This is a genomic window from Sinosporangium siamense (genome assembly GCF_016863435.1).
Classification (GTDB): Bacteria; Actinomycetota; Actinomycetes; order Streptosporangiales; family Streptosporangiaceae; genus Sinosporangium; species Sinosporangium siamense.
Genome location: NZ_BOOW01000037.1, coordinates 54,115 through 72,952 on the forward strand (window position 1 = coordinate 54,115; position 18,838 = coordinate 72,952).

The window sequence follows — 18,838 nt, forward strand, 5'->3', positions numbered from 1 at the left end:
CCACCCAAAGATGAGCGAAGCCCCAGAGCAGAGCCGACCCCAGCGTGAGCGCGAAGCTCGCCGCGAAGCCGTGACCTTCGCCGTTATCCCTCATCTCCGAGTCGCTACCTCCGGTCAGCACGCCTGACAGGTTAGTAACTTTTTACGGATGATTAACTCATACCCCATCCCGCGTCGCGTAAATGGTTCACTAAGAACTACCAGTCGGCCGCCCCGAGAAAAGATGTGGGCTCGGGCTTAAATCCAAGATCTCGCCGTGCGGCGGAAATATCCAGGGTGCGCTCCACCGCCAGATGCCCCACCGCATATCGCGTCAACCGCGGCGGACGAGTGGTTCCGAGCCGCTCACACACCGCCTCCACCACTCCGGCCAGCGGCTCCACCACCCGCGCCGGCAGATAGTACGGCCTGGCCCGCACACCCCGCTCCCGCAATATGGCCCGGAGCGCCTCGTCCAGCGTGATCGGATCGGCGTCGGTCACGTTGTAGACCCCGCGGTCCACCGGCCCCGACGCCGCCAGCAGACATGCGCTCACCAGGTTGTCCACCGAGGTCAGGCTGATCCGCTGGCGTCCGCTCCCCACCGCGGGCAACCACCGGCCCCGCACCGCGCCGAGCACCCGGGGCAGCAGGGTCGTGTCGCCTTTGCCGTACACCGCGTGAGGTCGCAGCACGATGCCCCGGCCGATCACGAGCTGCTCGGCCCGCGCTTTCGAGGCGCCATAAGCGTTGACATAACGCCGCACCGGCGCGGCGTCCTCCCGCGCCATCACGGTGGGCCGGAACGGATCGTAGACACTCGCCGTGCTCACATGCACGAACCGCGCTCCGGGGAAGGCCGCGAGCACCGCGCGGGTGCCGTGCACATTCGCCGCCCAGATGTGGTGCGGCGGCCCCCAGTCGGTCACGCTCCCCGCACAGTGGACCACCGCGTCCACCCGCGGCAACCCGCGCGGACGCGCGCCCAGCAGATCCCACGAGCGGTACGGTGCCCCGCCCACATGGCCGCCCACATGGCCGCCCGCCGGGCCGTCCGTGGGCGACGCGCGGCGGCCGAAGGGGTGCACCGTCCATCCCGCCTCCACCGCGGCCCGGCACACCGCGCCCCCCACAAACCCCGACGCCCCGGTCACCGCGATCCTCATCGCGCCACCTCCGCGCGAAGCGCGGCACGGTCGAGCTTGTCGGTGCGGCCGGCGCGCGGCAGCGCGGTCAGCACCTCGACCCGGTCGGGCAGCGCCCAGGCGTCCACGACCTCGGGGAGGGCGGCCAGCACATGCGCCACGTCGAGTGCGGGGGAGTCAGGCACCAGGGCGAGGACGACCTCCTCGTCCCCGGTCTCGGGGTCGGCGAGACCGACGATCGCGGCCTCGGCGACGTCGGGGAGGGCGGCGACGGCCGGCTCATACAGGCCTGGATAAATGTTCACACCGTTGCGCAGAATCATGTCCTTTTTTCGGCCTAGCAGGATAAGTCGTCCGTCGTCGTCAATAAAGCCTAAATCTCCGGTCGCGACCTCGGTGAGGGGGTCGCCCCCGAGATAACCCTGAGCGAGATTCGGCCCCGACACAAAGAACTCCCCGTCCTCCGCCACCCTCACGTTCACCATCGGCTTTCCCAGCGAACCGGGATTGTCGAGTTTCTCCTGAGCCGTAGTGATCGCAATGGGAAGTGCCTCGGTCATGGCATAAACGGAGAGCACAGTGGCCTCCGGCGCGGCGGCCAGCGCCCGGCGCAACACCGCGGGCGGCGCCGGAGCCGCCCCCAAGAGCAGATAACGCAAGGTGCCCGGCAGATCCGGCGTCTCCCGCAGAATCCTGTCCAGCCGGACCGGCACACAGAACGCGTGCGTCGCCCCCCGCTCCGCCAGTTCGGCGGCGAGCGGCCCGCCACCGGGCAACGACCACGCCGCCCCGGCCAGCAGCGCGGGCAACCCCAGCATCAGCTGATCGGTGTGCACCACGTCCCCTGGCTCGATCGGTACGGCACCGCCGAACAGGCCGACCCCCGCCGTCAACGACGCCCGCGTGTGCACCACCCCGCGCGGCAGCCCGGTCGTGCCCGAGGTGAAGATGACCACGGCAGGCGTATCCCCCGTGACCGGATCAAGCCCCCGTCCCGGAACACCGCCCCCGTAGACGCGGGCCAGGCTGAACGCCCCCCGCGGCACCCCGGGCAACCACGGTCCCGCCCGCAGGTGTCGCACCCGGTGGCCGGGCGCGGGATCGGCGAGGCGGGGGAGCAGCAGGCCGCGGCGGCGGGCGACGCCACGCAGGGGGCCGCTCAGCGTGTAGAGCAGCGACTCGGCCACCACCCACGCGGGGCGGGTCAAGGCGATCCGCCCGGCGAACACACCGGGCGCGACTCCGGGGTCGGCCAGCACCAGCGTCCGGCCCGCCAGCACCGCCCCGAGGGCCGTGGCCACCGCATCGGGGCCTGGCCGTACCGCGAACAACACGGCCCCCTCCTCCCCGCCGGACAGAGCGGCGGCGACGGAGAGCACACGTGTGCGCAGATCGCCATAGGTGAGGGCACGGCCGCGGCCGTCGCGGATCGCGACGCGCGAGGGATGGCGGGCGGCGGTCTCAAGGATGCCGGTGACGAGATCGTTCAACGGTCTTTCCCGTTCGGGGTCGGGCAAGGGGTCGGCCGGCTCATGGTTCCTTCCGGATCCACAGTTCGCGGTAGGCGGGGATGAGCACCCGGCGAGCCGCACGTCGCCGTACGACACGCACGGCCGGGTCGGCCACCACGTCGGCGATGGCGCGGATCTCGGCCATGGCGAGCGGATAGCCGATGCAGAAGTGCGGCCCGGCGCCGAACCAGAGGCGCCGCAGCTCGGGCGGATGGACGAAGTCCGGGTCGAAGGGGCCGTGAGCGCGGGTGCAGGTGTGGGTGACGATGACGACCCGGTCGCCTGGCCGCACCCGCACCCCGCCCACCTCGGCGGGCGCCGACACCGACCGGAGCATGACCGGGGTCGGGGTGGTGACCCGCATGGCCTCGTCGACCAGCCTGTCGTCGACGGAGGGAGAGGAGGCAGCTCGTGCCCGATGGTCGTGCAGCAGCGCCACCAGCCGGGGCACGAAGGTCGCGACCGTCTCGGTGCCGGTGAGGAAGAACGCCCCCGCGGCCCCCCGGGCCTCGTCCGCGGAAAGGCCGAGCGCCCGCATGCGCCCGGTGACGGTGCTCTCGTCGCCCGCCGTATACGCGGCTTCCGCGATGTCGCCGATGCCGGACAACACGCGCCGCGCGACCACCACCTGCCGGGGGGACAACCGCCGCGACCGCAGCGACACCATGGACACGACCCGCTCCCCGGCCTCGAACAACTCGCGCGCCCGCACCGGTGTGACCTCGCCCAGCCCGATGACTCGGCAGATGACCGCCCCGGCCATGACGCGTACGGCGTCGGCCAGCTCGACGAGCTCCCCGCGGTCGAGCCGGGCCCTGAGGTCGTCCAGCGGGCCTTTGAGCACCTCGGCGACGAGCCTGCCGACATAGCCGGGGGTGAACAACGAGGACAGCCGCGCCCGGAGCTCGGCGTGCGCGGGTCCCTCCATGTTGAGCAGGACCGAAGGGCCGAGCACGGGGGTCCACAGATCGCCCGGAGACCCCGGGCCGTCCTTGCGGAAGCGCGGGTCCATGAGCACCGAGCGGGCGGTCGCGGCGTCGTTCACCACCACCCCGACGCCGGGCAGCCGCACCACGGGGCCGCACATGGCGAGCAGCCGCAGGAGCGGGTAGACGATCGGGTGGGCGGCGAGGTAGAGCCGCGTCTCGTGGTCGATCAACGGACGTCGACCACCTCGGGGCGGTAGTGGTGGTCCATGTACCACGCCAGTGTGCCGATCAGGCCGTATGCGCGCAGCCGCCGCACAGAGCCGTAGACGACGACGTCGCGGCGGGAGCCGTACGCTCCGGTGAGGCGCCGCACCTTGTTGACGAGCGCGCGGTCCTCGTGCACCTCTTCGATCGCGGTCCTCGGGAACCCGCCGCACCGCTGATAGAGCGCGGCCGTGATGGCGAGGGTGGCCCCCGGCATCATCACGTAGGGTCCGCGGAACTCCGGATCGCGGTTGCCCGGCCGCAGTTTGCCGAAAAACGCCGCCGTCTCCACCACAAGGGGGATGAACCGCCGCTCCCAGAACTTCAGCTTGAACTGGTCGGTGCGCGGCCGGAGTTTGCCGCCGATCAGCTCCAGGCCGTCGGCGAAGGCCCTGCGGATGTTGCGCGTCCAGTCGGCGCGAGGCAGGCAGTCGGCGTCTGTCCTGGCCAGGTGGGTCGCGCCGCGGGCGATGGCGTGGCGGACGCCGGTGTCGGACGCGGCGCCGGTGCCCTTGCGCGACTCCTCGATCACCTCGATGCGCAGGGACGAGGTCTTCGCGTAGTCCCGCACCACTTGAGCGGTGCCGTCTGTGCTGACGTTGTCGACCACGACGACGGTGAAGTCCCGGTCGAGCTGCGCCTCAAGCGCGCGGAGCGTGCCGGCGACGCCGTTCGCCTCGTTGTAGGCCGGGATCACCACCCAGAGGTTCATCGTCACATCTCCGCCAACATGATGCCGAGGCTGATGCCGCCGCCGAGCCCCAGCATGGCCACGCGGTCGCCGGGCCGCCAGTCGCCCGCCGTCAACTGGAGCGGCAACGTTGCCGAGGCGCAGTTGCCGTGCTCCGGCAGCGTGACGACCAGCCTCTCCTCGGGGATGCCGAGCGCCCCCGCCAGCACCGAGAGGTACGGCAGAGCCACCTGATGCACCGCCACAACCGCGAAGTCGTCCCAGCTCAGCCCGGTCCGCTTGAGCGCGTTGAGGAAGATGTCGGGCCCGGCCAGCTCGAACGCCTCCTTCAGCCTGCGCCCGTCGCCGCGGAAGTAGGAGAACTCGGGGTCACGGGGATGTGCAGAACCGCCACCCGGGAGCGTGCCAATCGCCCATGCAGTCGATTCGGCCGAGAAGTCACGGTAAAAGATGCCGCGCCGGGGGTCGGCGGTCACCAACATCGCCGCCCCCGCGTCCGACAGCGTGTAGCCCGCGAACGCGTCCACGAACTGCCGGCGGTCCGCGACCCGCCACCGCACCGCCCGCGACGGCATCTCGCCGGTGCACACCACCACCCTGCGGTGCGCCCCCGTCGCGATCAGCGCCTCGGCCACCTGTAACCCGTTGAGCACACTGTTGCACGCGTTCTTCACGTCGAACACCGGGCACGCCACCCCGAGCTTGGCCGCCACGATGTGGGCCGTGGCGGGCTCCACCATGTCCTGGGAGGCGGACGCGAAGATCAGCAGATCGGCGTCGGCGGGGTCGAACCCGTCGAGCCGCCGCACGGCCTCCACCGCCAGGTCGGACGCCTGCTGATCGTCCCGGGCCACGTGCCGCCGCCGGATGCCGGTCATCCGCTCGACGATGCCGGGGTTCGGCTTGTAGCCCTCGATCCGGAGCTCAACCTCGCGACTTGTCACCGTCTGTTCGGGCAGGTAAGAAGCCACGCCCGATATCTTCGCTTTCATCCCGGGCAATGTAGCGTCGCCGAGTTGCAAGTTTCTTGAAGGGGGGCCGATCCGCGGGGTTAACCCCGCTCACGGCCCCGGCAGCAACCCCGCGTCGTGGGCGAGGATGGCGGCCTGCACGCGGTTCGCGCAGTCGAGCTTGGTGAGGATCCTGCTCACATGCGCCTTCACGGTGCTCTCCCCCAGGAAGAGTTCCTTGCTGATCTCCACGTTGGACAACCCGGCCCCCAGCTTGACCAGCACGTCCCGCTCACGCTCGGTCAACGTCGTCAACCGCCGCGACGCCTGCGCGGCCCGCCCGTCGTCCGCCATGACGTATTGATCGATGATCTGCCGCGTGATGCGCGGCGACAGGATCGACTGGCCCCCCGCCGCCGTCCGCACCGCCTGGATCAGCTCCTCCGGCCCGGTGTCCTTGAGCAGAAACCCCGCGGCCCCCGCCCGCAGCGCCCGCGCCACGTAGTCCTCCTCGCCGAACGTCGTCAGCATCACGACCTGCACCTGCGGCGACACCCGCGCCATCTCCGCCACCGCCGCCAGGCCGTCCATCCCCGGCATACGGATGTCCATCAAGGCCACGTCGATGTTGTGCCTGCGGGTCATCTCCACCGCCTCGGACCCGTTTCCGGCCTCGGCGACGACCTCGATGTCGTCGGCGTGGCGGAGGATCAGCTTCACCCCCGCCCGCAGCAGGGACTCGTCGTCGACGAGAAGCACTCGGATCGCCATGTCAGTCATCGTCCTCAAGTAGTAAATCAATCCCGCGCATACACCCGGAGGGCCTTCTTCTCCGCCAGATAGCCGTCCCTGAAGCAGTAGCGGTGGACCTCGATCGGGATATCGGTATAAAGCGTGCCGGTGAAGATATAGCTGCACGTGGTGCCCGCGGGGCGCGGCGGCTCGACGTGCCGCACCGCGAGCTCGCTGATCAGCTCCGACGAGCCCGCCACGCCGCGCACCGCGCCCTCCGTCATGCCCACCTCGATCGGCTGGGTCCGCCCCGGCAGCGGCACATAGATCAAAGTGCCCAGCAGCAGCACCGCGACGGAGAACAGCCCCGCCCCCTTCAACGCCGCCATCGCAGTGCGCGTCCCCAGGGTCTCCTGCCGCTCCGCCGGAGGCTGCTCAGGCGGCTCCGGCCGCGGCCGCTCGGCCAGCGGCAACGTCGCGCGTACGGCGAAGCCCCCCGAAGCCGTGCGATCGGCGCTGAACGTGCCCCCGAGCAGCCTCACCCGCTCACGCAGCCCGATCAGCCCCTTGCCTGTGCCCTGCCCTCCAAGCCCGCCGCCCGGACCGCCGGCCTGGCCGCCACCTGCCGCGTGCGGGCCGTTGGCCACGGTGACGCGGACGGTGTCGGCGGCGCGGCCGACGTCGATCTGGACGGCGGCGCCGGGGGCGTATCTGTGGACGTTGGTCAGCGACTCCTGCACCACGCGGTGCAGCGCCGCCCGGACCGCCGACTCGACGCCGGCGAGGTCCTCGCCCGACCAGGTCAGGGTCGCGGCGATGCCCGCCGCGGTCGACTCGCCCACCAGCCTGCGCATGTCGGCGCGGGTGCCGGTGGCGTCGGTGATCTCGGTGGGCCCGGCCGGATCGGCGCGGCGGTCGCCCGGGTCGCCGCGCAGGATCCCGAGCACGGTGCGCAGCTCCTGCATCGCGGTCTGCGCGGTGTTCCTGATCAGCTTGACCTGCGGAGTGTTCTCCCTGGCCTCAAGCTCAAGGCCGCCGGCGTAGAGCGAGATCAGGCTGAGCCTGTGGCCCAGCACGTCGTGCATCTCCCTGGCCACCCGCGAACGCTCCTGCAACCTGGCCTCGGAGGCGGCGAGCGTGGAGCGTTCCCGCAACGTCACGAGGAGCTGCTCACGCTGCTCAAGCAGGATGGCGACCATGGCGGGCACCACGACGCACACCACGGCCGCGATGACGAGCACGGCCACCGTGCGGCGCCAGTCGTACAACTGCCGGTCGGCCAGCGCGGTGAGCGCCGGCAGCAGCGTGGCCGCGGCGAGCACGGGCAGGCGGAGCCTCGGCCGCACCACCCCGGCCGCGTTGTAGGCGAGCGCGGCCACCGCCACGCCCATCTCCAGGTGGCGGCTGAACACCACCGCCGCCGCCAGGAGCGTGAGGATCGGGAACCTCCCGCGCAGCAGCACGAGCACGGCGCCGGTGCCGGCGACCATGAGCATCGTCGGCGTGTCCTCCGCCGCGGTGTTCGTCACCCAGGCCAGCCACTCCATCGTCTCGGTCATCAACAGGGTGAGCACCACGATCAGCAGCACTAGCCCGATCTCACCGGCCAGCCGGGCCCACCCGCGGTTCCCGCCGGAACCGGAGCGCTGCGGAAGCTCCCCGGCGCTCCGCATCCATCCGAAAACCTTCACCCGTCTATCGTCGGTCCTGGTCAGGGGTGATTGAGCCCGCCACCCGGACAGGGGGCACCCCACTTTCGTCCTGCTATTACCGGCCGAAGGGAGGAGACCTGCGGTGAGTCGCGGGAACCGAGCGTTGTGCCCGCCCGTTTCTCTCTGCGATCACTCGATTCCATGTGCAGCAGAAAGGCCGCTGTGATCTTCAAACGGATGTTGGGAGCCCTGGGCATCGGTGGACCGTCGGTGGACACCGTGCTCGCCGTCCCGTCGGTCGAGCCCGGGCAGCTCTTGGCCGGAGAGGTGCGAGTGCAAGGGGGTGACCACGAAGTCGAGATCCAATACATCGCGCTCGGCCTGGTGACCCGTGTGGAGGTTGAGCACTCCGAGGGTGAGCACACAGGCACCACGGAGTTCGCCCGTCTTGACGTCTCAGGGCCGTTCAGGCTCGCGGCCGGGGAGAACCGGGTCGTGCCGTTCCAGTTCCCCGTGCCCTTCGAGGCCCCGATCACCGAGTTCTACGGGCAGCATCTCCACGGCATGTCCCTTGGAGTGCGCACCGAGCTCGCCGTCGCCAAGGCGGTCGACAAGGGCGACCTCGACCAGGTGTCCATCCGCCCGCTGCCCTCCCAGACCCGTGTGCTTGAGGCTTTCGGCCAGCTTGGGTTCCAGTTCAGGAAGGCCGACCTGGAGGTCGGCAGGCTCGCTGGGGTCGTCCAGCAGCTTCCGTTCTTCCAGGAGATCGAGTTCTACCCGCCGCCCGCTTACGCCGGGCGGATCAACGAGGTGGAGCTGACCTTCGTCGCGAGCCCCCACGGGCTTGAGATCATCCTGGAGGCCGACAAGCGCGGCGGCATGTTCGGGGGCGGCGGCGACAGCTTCGCCCGCTTCCAGGTGAGCCACGACCAGGCCCTGCACATGGACTGGGCCAATGAGATCCGCACCTGGCTCGACGGCCTGATCTCGCGCCACGGCCAGGCGCCCGGTTATGCGAGCCACGACCCTTACGCCTCCCCCGGGCACCACGACCCCTACGGCCAGGCACCGCATGGGCAGCCCGGCCCCTACGGCCAGCCCGGCGCCTACGGCCACCCCGGCTCCCACGGGCACCACGACCCGCACCACCACGGCTCGCACCACGGGAGCAGCGGCCCGGGCGTCGGCGGCATGGTCGTCGCGGGCGCGGCGGGCGTCGCCGCCGGGTTCGTCGCCGCGGAGATCATCGACGAGGTGGGCGACTTCCTTGAGGGCGACGACGAAGAATAGCCCTGATTTATGACAAGGACGGCGGTGGTTTCGCTCGGATGAGCGCCACCGCCGTTATCGTCAACAAGTGTTCATCCCCTGATTAAAGCTTTCAAGCAAATTGGCAGCACCCGCGCGTCTGTCTTTCCCTGGCCTGTTGAACGGCGACTAGAAACGGTAGCCGAAACGGAGTGAAACCAGGGAGACAAATTATGGCTGATATGACGGGACGCGGCGGACGGGCAGTCACGTGGCGGTCGATCGCCGTGCTCGCCGCCACCCCCGTGCTCGTCGTGGGGCTGGCCGGCACACTCATGCCGGTCCTCGCGAGCAGTCCCGAGCCCGACAGCCTGGCCGCCGAGCTCGGCCAGAGCAAGGACAACGACCCCGAGCGCGACTCGGCCGTCCTCACCGCCCGGCCGAAGCCGGGGGCGAGCGCTGCCGCCCAGCAGCAGCCGCAGAGCCCCGCCAACTGCCGCGCCTACATCGACGCGCCCAAGCTCACCTACCGTCCGGCGCGGGTGGTGGTCAAGGCCGAGTCCAGGTGCGCCGACCGCGCCTGGCTCGAAGTCGTGGCCGTGGTCGAGAGCCAGGAGAGCACCGGCTGGCGCAACCGCGGCCGGGCGAGCGACGCGCGGCGGGCGAAGAGCATCAGCGTCGAGGCCCTGTCCGACGTGTGCGGGGGGCAGCGCAGATACTGGCGGGGGAGGAGCTTCCACAAGAGCATCGAAGCGGGTACGGAATACGTTGCCCGCCTCAGGACTCCGCAGAAGTGGATCGGGTGCCCCGTCGGCTGATAAATCACCCCTTTCTCGATTCTCGGGGTAAAAGGTGCAGCGTCTGAGTGCCGCCTGCTATCGCTGACATATATCGGATGAGATGTCTTTCCGCGTGGAAAGCGCGGAAAGACACATCCGGCGTGCGATTTCACGACAAGGGAGGTCAAGTGATGCACCAGACGTGGGCGGGGGCGAAAGCCGGGATGTCCGCCACACTCGTGCTGAGCGCCCTCACCGGATGCGCGGGCGCCCACCCGGCGGGCAGCGTCGCGGGCGGCGGCAGGCCACTGGCCGACGCGCCGGTCCCGACGACGCCCGCGCCCACCACACCACCGGACGTGCTCCCCGACGGCAGGATCCGTGCGGTCGACCCACCTGTGGACATCCCCGGAGCCTTCGCCCGCCTCTCCCCCAGCGGCGGCACGGTGGCCGGCGAAAAGATCTACCACCTGTGGATCCGGGACGGTGGTGTGGAAGAGCGCGAAGCCGACCGGACCACCGCCAGGACCATGGTCCGCCTGCCTCGCGACTCCCCGATCACCGTGGAGCTCGCCACAGCCCGCACCCCCGTCCGGGTCGACCTGCTCCTGTTCCGCGGCCTCAGCCGCTCCGGCGCGCCGAAGGGCGTCGTGGGCAACGTGATCTGCGACATCGTCGTGCCGGCCCGTCCCGTTGCCGACGCCGAACGCTGCGTCTACTCGACGACCGACCGGGTCACCGTCCGCGCCGGCATGCCCTCCTCCGCCCGCGTCGTGGTGGTCAACGCCGGGTGGTATGTCCCCACCGCGATGCGTGAGCACGACGACGACCTCCCCGTCGAGGTGTCCGCCTCCTGGGTCTTCCCCCTCGCCCCGCGGTGACCCGGCAGGCGCCGATGATCGGATGAGTTCGGCCTTGACGCCAAACCGCTTGAGGTGACCCGACAGAATCGAGATATGCGCTTTGGCGTTCTGGGCTCGACGGAAGTGTGGCGTGCGGCAGGGCAGCCCGTCCGGGTGACCGGTGCGCGGCTTCGCGCGCTCCTCGTCATGCTGCTGCTCGACGCCGGCCGGGTGGTCCCGGTGGACCGGCTGATCGACGGTCTGTACGGCGACGCCCCGCCGGCCAGAGCCGGCAACGCGTTGCAGTCACAGGTGTCGCGCCTGCGCGCGCTGCTCGGCGACGAGTGCGCGCTCGAGCTGAGCCCGGCCGGCTACCGGCTCGCGGCCGACCCCGACGCCGTGGACGCGCACCGGTTCGCCCGCCTGTTCGCCGAGGGGCGCGCCGCGCTCGCGGATGGGGAGAACCGCCGGGCCGCCGAGCTGCTGAACGAGGCGCTGGGGCTCTGGCGCGGTCAGGCGCTCGCCGACGTGCTGGACGCGCCGTTCGCCGAGGCGGAGTCGGCACGGCTCGCGGAGTCGGCGCTCGCGGCGCACGAGGAGCGGATCGAGGCGGAGCTGCGGCTCGCCGAGTCCGCGGGCGGCGGACCGGCGCGCGGCGCGACAGCGGAGGAGATCCGGTCCCTGGTGGGCGCACATCCGCTGCGCGAGCGGCTGCGCGGGCAGTTGATGCGGGCCCTGGTGCTCGCCGGCCGCGGCGCCGAGGCGCTTGCGGCCTACGAGGACACGCGCCGCACCCTGGCCGAGGAACTCGGCGCCTCGCCCTCGCCGGAGCTCTCCGCCGTGCACCTCGCCGTCCTCCGGGGCGAGCAGGCCAGGCCGGCTCCCGCCGTACGCGGGCTGCGGGCGCAGCTCACGAGTTTTGTGGGCCGGGCGGCCGAGGTGCGCGAGGTGCGCAGGCTGCTGCGCGAGCAGCGGCTGATCACGTTGATCGGGCCTGGCGGCGCGGGGAAGACCAGGCTGGCGGTGGAGGTGGCGGCCGGGCTCACCGGGCAGGAGGTCTGCTTCGTGGAGCTCGCCCCGCTGACGAGCGGGGCCGATCTCCCGCAGGCGATGCTCGCGGCGATCGCCGGAGGACAGGGGGAGCTGGTCGCACGAGGCGACTCCGCCGCTCGCCTGCTCGCTCAACTGCGCGGCCGCACGATGGTGGTCGTGCTCGACAACTGCGAACACGTGGTGCACGACGCCGCCGTGCTCGTCGACGACGTGCTCGCCGCCAATCCCTCGGTGCGGGTGCTGGCCTCCAGCCGTGAGCAACTCGGGATCACCGGCGAGGTGCTGGTCCCCGTGCCCCCACTGGCCCTCCCCCCGCCGGGGGCGCTGCCTGAGGAGCCCACGGCTTATGCGGCTGTCGCGCTGTTCCAGGACCGCGCCGCCGCCGTGCGGCCGGGGTTCACCGTCACCGCCGGCAACGTCGCCGACGTGGTCCGCATCTGCCGCACCCTCGACGGCCTGCCACTCGCCATCGAACTCGCCGCGGCCCGCACGCGGTCGCTGCCGGTCGAGGTGATCGCCGCCAAGCTGGACGACAGGTTCCGGCTGCTGACCGGCGGCAGCCGTACGGCACTGCCCCGGCATCGCACGCTGCACGCGGCGGTGGCGTGGAGCTGGGACCTGCTCGAGGGGGAGGAGCAGGCACTCGCGCGGCGATTGTCGGTGTTCGCGGGGGACGCCACGTTGGACGACATGGAGAGGGTCTGCGGGGGTGACGTCGTCGGCCCGCTGATGGCGTTGGTGGAAAAGTCCCTGGTCCTGGAGGTCTCCGGGCGCTATCGCATGTTGGAGACGATCCGCGCGTTCTGCCGGGAGCAGCTGGCCGCGTCGGGGGAGGAGGCCGGGTTGCGGCGCGCGCACGCCCTCTGCTTCCTCGATCTCGCCGAGGAGGCCGAGCCCTATCTGCGCGGCGCCGAGCAGGTGGTGTGGCTGGGGCGTCTCATCGAGGCCCACGACGACATGGGCGTGGCGCTGCGCTGGGCGATCGAGGTGGGGGACGCGGAGATCGCGCTCCGCCTGGCCGCCGCGCTGACCTGGTATTGGTGGTTGCGGGGGCTGCGCGCGGAGAGCGGGGCTCTGATCAGGCAAGTGATGACACTGGTGGACTATCGGCCACCGAAGGGGCTTGAGGCGCCCTACGCATATTGCGTGCTCAAGCTGATCCTGAGCACCCCGCCTGACGACGACCTGCGGGCGATACTCGCCGAGACCATGCGACTCGTCGACTCCCTGGACCTCGTCGGCCGGCATCCGCTGCTGGTCGCCCTCAAGCCGCTGCACGCCTTCGTCGCGCAGAACTACGACAAGATCGCGCCCGCCATCCTGCGCGTGACCACCCACTCCGACCCCTGGGTGCGCGCGTGGGGGCATCAGCTACTCGGCTATCTGCGGCTCATGACCGCGCAGATCGACCAGGCGGAGGAGGAACTCACCCGCTCACTTGAGGACTTCCGCCGCCTCGGCGATCGATGGGGCATGGCCCAGGCGATGCTTCCGCTGTCGCAACTTTCCGGATATCGCGGTGACCACGCCGCCGCCATGGCCGCCACCGCCGAGGCCCTCGACCTCGTCAGCGTGCTCGACGCGCCGGAGGAGACGGCCTACCTCCTCGTCAGACGTGGAAACGAACGTTTCCGCGTCGGCGACCCGGCCGGCGCGGCAGCCGACTACGAACGCGCGATCGAGGTCAACCGGCGGGTCGGCGCCGCGGAGGTGGACGTGCTCGCCCTGTGCGGCCTCGCGGACACCCAGCGCGTCCGCGGCGACCTCGTCAAGGCCCGCGAGACGGCGGAGGAGGCCATCCGCAAGTGCCACATCCCGCTGGGCGGCGAAGAGGCCCGCAGCCTCGCACACATCACGATCGGGCGGGTCGCCGAGGCCGAGGGCGATGTGCACAAGGCCCTCGCCCACTATCGCGACGCTCACCGCTTCGCCGTGATCATGATGGATTTGCCGGTGATGGCGGACATCGCGGAGGCGCTCGCCTCCGTCGCCGTGGCGATACGGGACCCCGGCCGCGCCGCGACTCTGCTCGGCTCGACCCGCGTGCTGCGCGGCGTGGCCTCCGTCGGCGACCCCGACAGGGACCGTACGGTGACCGCGGCCAGAGCGGCCCTCGGCGACGAGGCGTTCGACCGCGCTCGCGAAGCCGGGGCGGCCCTGGACCAGGAGGAGGCGCTGACGCTGCTCGACCGCTGCCTGGCCGTGGAGGACGGTCAGGGGGGCCTGGGCCGGTAGGGGCGCATTGGATCTCCCAGGGCCATGGGCGGCCCGGCCTGGGCACACCCGCCCAGGCCTCCGGGTGGTGCTCGGCCTCAGGTGGTCTTGACGGCCTGCGCGTGGCTCCCCGACGGCGCCGCGCCGATCTCCCGGCGAGCTCCGGGGCGTGCCCGTCAGCGCGCGTCAGCGGCTCGTGCGAGCGCGGTCAGCGCCGCCGGTCACCGTGGGACACATGAAACCTGTCCTCGACCCGACCGGCGGACCGCCGTTGAGCAAGGCCCGCCGCTGGGCGGTCTTGGCGACGGCGTGTCTCGCGGTGCTGCTGATCGGTATCGACGGCACTGTGCTGCACCTGGCGATCCCGAGCCTGACGGAGGCGCTGGAGCCGTCAAGCACACAACTCCTGTGGATCGCCGATGTCTACGGCTTCGTGCTCGCCGGCCTGCTGATCACCATGGGCAACCTCGGCGACCTGATCGGCCGCAAGAAGCTGCTGATCATCGGTGTCGTCGGCTTCGGCCTGGCCTCGCTGGTGACGGCCTACGCGCCGAACGCGGAGTCGCTGGTGGCCGCCCGCGCGCTGCTCGGTGTCGCCGGGGCGACGATCATGCCGTCGACCCTGTCCATCATCAGGAACGTGTTCACCGATCCGCGTGAGCGCACGACCGCCATCGGTCTGTGGAGTTCGGTGAGCGCCGGGGGGATCGCCGCCGGCCCGCTCATCGGCGGAGTGCTGCTGGACCATTTCTGGTGGGGCTCGGTCTTCCTGATGAACGTGCCGATCATGGTCATTGTGCTGGTCGTCGCGATCGTCACCCTGCCCGAGTCGCGCAACCCCAGGCCCGGCCCGATCGACCTGCAGAGCGTCGCATATTCCATCGTCGGCATCGTCGGCCTCATCTACGCGATCAAGGAGACCGCCCACCACGGCATCGGTCAGGCCGACGTGGTCGTGGCCGGACTTGTGGGCCTTATCGCCCTGGTCGCCTTCACTCGCCGTCAGGCCAGACTCGCCCACCCGCTCATCGACGTCCGGCTGTTCAAGATCCGCGCGTTCTCCGCGTCGGTCGCCGGCGACATGATCGCCATCTTCGCCATGGTCGGCGCGCTGTTCTTCCTCTCGCTCTATCTGCAGTTCGTCCTCGGCTGGTCTCCGCTGCAGGCCGGGCTCGCCCAACTCCCCGTGGCCGTGACCTCCGTCATCGGCGGCCTGATCGCGTCCCGCCTCGTCGGCAGGTGGGGGCGGGCCCGCGTCGTCGCCACCGGTCTCGGCACCGCGTCCGTCGGCCTCGCCGTACTCGTCAGGCTCGGAGCGTCCGACGGATATCCGGTCATCCTCACCGCACTGATCCTCATCGGCATAGGCGTGTCGATCTCCTTCACCGTCACCGCCGACACCATCCTCGCCACCGCCCCCAAGGAGCGGGCCGGCGCCGCCGCCTCGATCGCCGAGACGGCATATGAACTCGGCGCGGCACTCGGCATCGCCATCCTCGGCAGCATGCTCGGCGGCCTCTACCGCGCCGGGCTCAACCTTCCTGGCGGGGTGCCCGCTCCGGTGGCGGCAGCCGTACAGGACTCCATCGGCACGGCGACGCACGCCGCCGCGGCCGTGCCTGGCGCCGCCGGGCAGGCGCTCAGGGACGCGGTGAACAGCGCATATGCCGGGGCCGTCAACGGCACCGCGATCATCTGCGCCGTGCTCGTGGCCGCCGTCGCGATCGCCGCTCTCTTCACCCTGCGCGGTGTGCCGACCGTGATCGAGGAGGCCGGGATGCCACAGAATGATCAAGACGGGGAGTACGGCAGGGGCCCGGTGGTCGTGTCCCTCGGTGAGCCGGAAGGCCCCGGCGGGCACGTGCGATCCACCTCACGTCCATCTAAATGATCTTTTCCCATCCACTCGCAGGTAAGAAGGGAAGACCATGAAGTCCGTGGAAACCTCGCGAAGCTGCCCCTTCAGTCCACCGGATGAGATGGCGCGGCTGCGGCTGGACGACCCCGTCGCCCGCCGGCTTCACCCCGGCACCAGTGACGGGGTCTGGCTGGTGAGCCGCTACGACCTGGTGCGCGGCGTGCTCGCCGACACCCGGTGGAGCTCGGGGGTCGGCAACAAGGACGAGAGCGCCATGACCTTCGGCGATGTGGCGGGCCCTCCCGGCATGTTCATCTCCCAGGACCCGCCCGAGCACACCTTCTATCGCCGGATGCTGACGGGGAAGTTCACCCTCGCGCGGATGAACCGGCTGCGGCCGCGCATCGAGCAGATCGTCACCGAGCAACTCGACGAGCTGGAGCGTATGCCGAGGCCCGCCGACCTGGTGCAGGGGTTCGCCCTGCCGGTGCCGTCGCTGGTGATCTGCGAGCTGCTCGGCGTGCCGTATGACCAGCGGGACAAGTTCCAGCGCACGAGCGCGATCCTGCTCAGCCTCACCGCTACCCCGGAGGAGATGCTGGAGGCACAACGGGAGTTCATCGAGTTCCTGTCCGGGTTTGTCGCCGAGCAGCGCGTCAAGCCGGACGACGCGCTCATCGGCGACCTGATCCGCGACCACGGCGACGAGCTGAGCGACGACGAGATCGTGCAGATCGCGCTGCTCCTGCTGGTCGCGGGCCATGAGACCACCGCGAACATGATCGGTCTCGGCGTCCTGCTGCTGCTCCGGCACCCTGACCAGGCGGCGCTGGTGCGGGAGGGCGGCGAGGCGACCAAGGGCGCGGTGGACGAGTTGATGCGTTATCTGTCGATCGTCGACCAGGTCATGGTGCGCCGGGCCACGGAGACGTTGCCGCTGCACAACCGCACGGCGAAGGAGGGGGACTACGTGTTGCTCTCCCTGGCCAGTGCGAACCGCGACCCTCAGCTCTGCGCGGATCCCGACCGGTTCGACGTGACACGGCCCAAGGTGCCGCACGTCGCGTTCGGGTTCGGCCCGCACCAGTGCCTGGGGCAGAACCTCGCGCGCCTGGAGCTGGAGATCGCCTACTCGGCCGTGCTCCGGCGTTTCCCCGATCTGGCTCTCGCCGTACCCCTGGAAGAGGTGCCGTTCCGCACCGACATGGCGATCTACGGCGTGCACAAGCTCCCCGTCACGTGGTGAGTGGATCCTTGCGGTCGGTCACCGCGGAAAAGCTGAAGAAGCTCCCGGTCGACCTGGGCTGACCAGGTCGAGCGGCACCCCGGCCGGAGGGCCGGCGCCTTCCCATCACCGCAGGATGGAGGAGGTGCCGGCCCTCCGGTGTTCCCAGCTCGCGGCGCGTGGTCGGTTCGGCCGCGCACGGAGACGGGCATGAGTAATCATGTGCCTAAGAATGTGAAAAAGCGTGATATCGCGGCAATGCCGATTAGTGTGCTAGTCGGGTACGGCAGGAGCCGAGACGGGCGGCCGCCACGTGAGTGGTGTGAGCCGGGCAGTGGAGATACACCGAGCGGATGGTGTGGGACTGCGAATGAGAATTCGCCGGACGAGTGGTGCCGGCCGGACAGGCGGAGTTCACCAGGCGGGAGTCTCCGCCGCCCATGATGCCCGGCATCACGATTACCGGCCGCAAATCCACTGTGCGACGGCTCACGCATGCACCTATGATCGGCCGAAGCCTTCCGTTACCATCCCATCACTTAGCGCGAATTCGCGCCGAGCATCTCCCTCACGTACTCGAATAGCAGGAGGCGCGTGGCAGTGGACACCCCAGACCGAGAGAAGTCGTCGGCCCCTCTGCCACGATCGATCATTCGTCGGGATCGCCTCCACCGCCGACTTCAGAGCGCCCTCGACCACCCGCTGACCGCCGTCGTCGGCCCGGCGGGCTCGGGCAAGACCGTCCTCGTGCGCACGTGGCTGGACGAGCAGACCGCCCCGCCCCACGTGTGGATCTCCCTGGACGACCCCGACCGCCCCCCGGGCGGCCTCCCGCTGCCCCGCGCGGGCGCCGCCCGCTCCCGCTTCTGGGCCCTGGTCGCCGACGCCGTCATCCGCTCGGGGAAGATGTCCCCCGGCATCGCCGGCACTCGCGCCTATCCCCTCACCCGGGGCACCCCCGCCTCCGGCACCGCCGCCGGCGTCGGCACCGGCCTGGAGCTCCGGCGGTGGCTCGTCGAGTCACTGGCCCGCCTCCGCGACCGGCTCATCCTCGTCATCGACGACGCCGACCCGATGCGCCACCCCATGCTCGCCGAAGACCTCGCCCTCCTCGCCCGGCGCGCCCCCCGCCTCCGCACGATCGTCCTGGCCCGCACCCGCGTCACCGCCGCCTGCGACACCGCCGAGATCCGCGCCGAGGACCTCGCCTTCACCCGCGCCGAGGCGGCCCAGCTCTTACAGGTCGCCGACCTGCCGCTGTCGGAGGAGGACCTCGACGTCATCATGGCCCACAGCCGCGGCTGGCCCGTCGCCGTCAGGCTCATGGCCTACGAACTCGCCGCCACCTACCACTTCCACCAGCTCATCCGGCACGACCTGCGCCCCTCGTCCCCCCACCTGGGCGACACGCTGCCGCCGCACCTCCAGCTCCGCCAGATCCGCGCCGCCCGCGACTTCCGGGTCCTGTCCGACCTCGTCCACCGCCACTGGGGCGGCGGGGCCCCACCCCGGCCCGAGCTTCCCAAGAAGGGGCAGGACACCCTGCTCAGCCCCCGTGAGCGGGTCGTTCTGGCCCACCTGCGCAGCCTGTCGACGGTTGAGGAGATCGCCCGCGATCTCTATGTGTCGCCCAACACGTTGAAGACGCAGTTGCGGAGCATCTATCGCAAGCTCGGCGTCACCCGCCGCCGCGAGGCCGTCACCGTGGCCGAGCAGATGGGCTGGCTCGACCACGGCCTTCCCGGCGTGCGCTGACCGCCTGGCAC

At 70.7% G+C, this 18,838-nt stretch carries 14 protein-coding genes; 7 read left to right on the forward strand and 7 right to left on the reverse strand.

Annotated features, from left to right (window positions below; all coding sequences use genetic code 11):
• Window positions 1-197 precede the first annotated feature (197 nt).
• From Ssi02_RS28480 to Ssi02_RS28510, 7 genes are all read right to left on the reverse strand, one after another.
• Entirely contained in the window at window positions 198-1,145 is a 948-nt protein-coding gene (locus tag Ssi02_RS28480; RefSeq protein ID WP_204030673.1) for an NAD-dependent epimerase/dehydratase family protein, read from the reverse strand.
• Entirely contained in the window at window positions 1,142-2,614 is a 1,473-nt protein-coding gene (locus Ssi02_RS28485) for a class I adenylate-forming enzyme family protein (RefSeq protein WP_204030674.1), read from the reverse strand. Before Ssi02_RS28485 ends, Ssi02_RS28480 begins: the two co-directional genes overlap by 4 nt.
• Window positions 2,615-2,654: 40 nt before the next feature.
• Entirely contained in the window at window positions 2,655-3,794 is a 1,140-nt protein-coding gene (locus tag Ssi02_RS28490) for a cytochrome P450 (RefSeq protein WP_239129893.1), read from the reverse strand.
• The gene (locus tag Ssi02_RS28495; protein WP_204030675.1) at window positions 3,791-4,540 is read right to left on the reverse strand and encodes a glycosyltransferase; all 750 of its coding nucleotides are present in this window, start codon (window positions 4,538-4,540) and stop codon (window positions 3,791-3,793) included. Before Ssi02_RS28495 ends, Ssi02_RS28490 begins: the two co-directional genes overlap by 4 nt.
• 2 nt (window positions 4,541-4,542) lie before the next feature.
• Window positions 4,543-5,490, reverse strand: coding sequence for a 3-oxoacyl-ACP synthase III family protein (locus Ssi02_RS28500; protein WP_239129895.1), 948 nt, complete (start codon window positions 5,488-5,490; stop codon window positions 4,543-4,545).
• Between the two features lie 90 nt (window positions 5,491-5,580).
• On the reverse strand, window positions 5,581-6,240 hold the full coding sequence (locus Ssi02_RS28505; protein WP_204030677.1) for a response regulator: 660 nt from the start codon (window positions 6,238-6,240) through the stop codon (window positions 5,581-5,583).
• 26 nt (window positions 6,241-6,266) lie between these two features.
• Complete coding sequence (locus Ssi02_RS28510) at window positions 6,267-7,892, reverse strand: sensor histidine kinase (protein WP_204030678.1); 1,626 nt, start codon at window positions 7,890-7,892, stop codon at window positions 6,267-6,269.
• A gap of 183 nt (window positions 7,893-8,075) precedes the next feature.
• On the opposite strand from Ssi02_RS28510, the gene Ssi02_RS28515 reads away from it, so the two are divergent.
• The 7 genes from Ssi02_RS28515 to Ssi02_RS28545 all read left to right on the forward strand — a co-directional run bounded on the left by Ssi02_RS28515 (window position 8,076) and on the right by Ssi02_RS28545 (window position 18,827).
• Window positions 8,076-9,143: a sporulation protein gene (locus Ssi02_RS28515; RefSeq protein ID WP_204030679.1), complete on the forward strand. Its 1,068-nt coding sequence runs from the start codon at window positions 8,076-8,078 to the stop codon at window positions 9,141-9,143.
• Window positions 9,144-9,334: 191 nt separating this feature from the next.
• Window positions 9,335-9,919: a hypothetical protein gene (locus Ssi02_RS28520; RefSeq protein ID WP_204030680.1), complete on the forward strand. Its 585-nt coding sequence runs from the start codon at window positions 9,335-9,337 to the stop codon at window positions 9,917-9,919.
• A gap of 152 nt (window positions 9,920-10,071) precedes the next feature.
• Window positions 10,072-10,761: a hypothetical protein gene (locus Ssi02_RS28525; protein WP_204030681.1), complete on the forward strand. Its 690-nt coding sequence runs from the start codon at window positions 10,072-10,074 to the stop codon at window positions 10,759-10,761.
• 75 nt (window positions 10,762-10,836) lie between these two features.
• Window positions 10,837-14,010, forward strand: a complete 3,174-nt coding sequence (locus Ssi02_RS28530; RefSeq protein WP_204030682.1) for an AfsR/SARP family transcriptional regulator — start codon at window positions 10,837-10,839, stop codon at window positions 14,008-14,010.
• Between the two features lie 214 nt (window positions 14,011-14,224).
• Complete coding sequence (locus Ssi02_RS28535; protein ID WP_204030683.1) at window positions 14,225-15,880, forward strand: MFS transporter; 1,656 nt, start codon at window positions 14,225-14,227, stop codon at window positions 15,878-15,880.
• Between the two features lie 37 nt (window positions 15,881-15,917).
• Window positions 15,918-17,093 (forward strand): cytochrome P450, encoded by a 1,176-nt coding sequence (locus Ssi02_RS28540; RefSeq protein WP_204030684.1) that lies wholly within the window; start codon window positions 15,918-15,920, stop codon window positions 17,091-17,093.
• A gap of 573 nt (window positions 17,094-17,666) precedes the next feature.
• Window positions 17,667-18,827 (forward strand): LuxR C-terminal-related transcriptional regulator, encoded by a 1,161-nt coding sequence (locus tag Ssi02_RS28545; protein WP_204030685.1) that lies wholly within the window; start codon window positions 17,667-17,669, stop codon window positions 18,825-18,827.
• The last annotated feature ends 11 nt before the right edge of the window (window positions 18,828-18,838 follow it).